Below are 1,716 nucleotides of genomic sequence, written 5' to 3'. Positions count from 1 at the left end.
AGAGTGGATTAGTTTAACAGCATCTAATCAATCTAATTTAAGTTCTGGTAAAGAAGTGATGGAAAAGCTAAAAAAAGATCCAGAATCCTTAACCATAGGTGTTGCACCAGGTTTAGGTAACAATGACCACTTAGCTTTTGTACAAGCAGCGAAGGAATATGGCGTTGATATAGATAAAATCGATTTCCTAGTGTATAAAAGCGGAGGAGATTTGCAAACCGCTTTATTAGGTGGACATGTAGATGTTGCTTCTACTGCTGTCTCTGAAGTAAAAGAACAACACCAAACTGGAAAATTAAAAATGTTAGCAGTAACATCTGATAAACCGGTTGAAGGCATCGAAGAGGTTCCTACTTGGGAAGAACAAGGTGTTGATGTCGTCTTTCCACATTGGCGTGGCGTCATGGGGCCGAAAGATATGACACCAGAACAAATTGCCTATTGGGATGAAACAATGCAAGATGTAGTGAAATCAGATAGATGGCAAAAAATAAGAAAGAACAACGACTGGGAGAATTATTATAAAGATAGCGAAGAAAGTGAGAAATTTTTAAAAGAACAACGTAAGAAATATAAAAAACTAGTCGAAGATTCAGGTCTGAAATAAGGGGGAGTATAAATGTCACGACTTGTCTTTCCAGTATTATTAATATTATTTGGTCTTATTTATTTAGTATTAACTATAAATATACCTAAATCGAACATTGGCGATCCTAATAGTCCGATGTATTTTCCAATGTTAGTTGGTTTATTGCTTTTGATAATGAGTATTATTTATTTCTTTCAAGAATTCAAAAAACGTCATGAAGATTTTACAGCCTTTTCACAATTACTAGAGAGGAAAACATTTATACGTATCGTCTTAACAATTGTTTTAACAGTAATATACGCTTTAATATTCGAACGTCTTGGCTTTTTAATTTCAACAATTATATTCTTAGGTGCCATTATGTTCTTAATTAACGGATATAAAAGATGGTTACAGAATATTTTAGTTACGGTGATTTTTTCTGGCATTGCATGGTACACATTTGCACAATTATTGAATGTCAGTTTACCTTAAGGAGGGTGATTTAAATGGGGATTGATGCAGGTAGTTTTTTAGAAGGATTATCAACAGCGTTTCATCCGATGAACCTTTTATGGGTCCTTATCGGTGGTTTTCTAGGTACTGTGGTAGGTATGTTACCTGGATTAGGACCTGCGACTGCGGTTGCAGTACTCATACCTGTGACATTTGGTATGGAACCCGTAAGCGCATTGATTTTAATGGTTTCGATTTATTATGGTGCCATGTATGGTGGCTCGAGAAGTTCGATTTTGTTAAATACACCAGGTGATGGCTCAGCCATTGCAGCTACATTCGATGGTTATCCAATGACCAAAAATGGAGAGGCGGGTAAAGCCCTAACGATCTCAGCTATAGCTTCGTTAATTGGAGGTATTACTGCGGTGTTTGGTTTTATCATTTTAGCTAAGCCGTTATCTGCCTTTGCTTTGAAATTTGGTCCTCAAGAGTACTTTTTATTATTCTTATTTACGCTTTCAGCTATTGTAACTTTATCGTCAGGGAAGATGGTCAAGGGGTTCATTGCGACAAGTATTGGTTTAATCATTAGTACAGTAGGGGTAGATTTACAAACAAGTATTTATCGTTTCACATTTGATTTACCTCATTTAAGTGAAGGTATCAACTTCTTAGTCGTTATCATTGGT

Annotated in this window: 3 protein-coding genes; all 3 read left to right on the top strand. The window is 35.8% G+C overall.

From position 1 onward, the window contains the following. Window positions 1–607, top strand: a 607-nt coding sequence (locus NSR03_RS14430; protein WP_340719250.1) for a tripartite tricarboxylate transporter substrate binding protein, incomplete at its 5' end; no start/stop codon positions are given. A 12-nt stretch (window positions 608–619) separates the two neighbouring features. After that, entirely contained in the window at window positions 620–1,063 is a 444-nt protein-coding gene (locus NSR03_RS14425; protein ID WP_002511570.1) for a tripartite tricarboxylate transporter TctB family protein, read from the top strand. Between the two features lie 14 nt (window positions 1,064–1,077). Beyond that, window positions 1,078–1,716: tripartite tricarboxylate transporter permease (locus NSR03_RS14420; RefSeq protein WP_285328838.1), on the top strand; the 639-nt coding region annotated here is incomplete at its 3' end.

This window comes from Staphylococcus sp. FSL W8-1207, from assembly GCF_038003745.1.
Lineage (GTDB): Bacteria > Bacillota > Bacilli > Staphylococcales > Staphylococcaceae > Staphylococcus > Staphylococcus equorum.
This window is presented reverse-complemented; position numbering and strand designations above follow the sequence as displayed.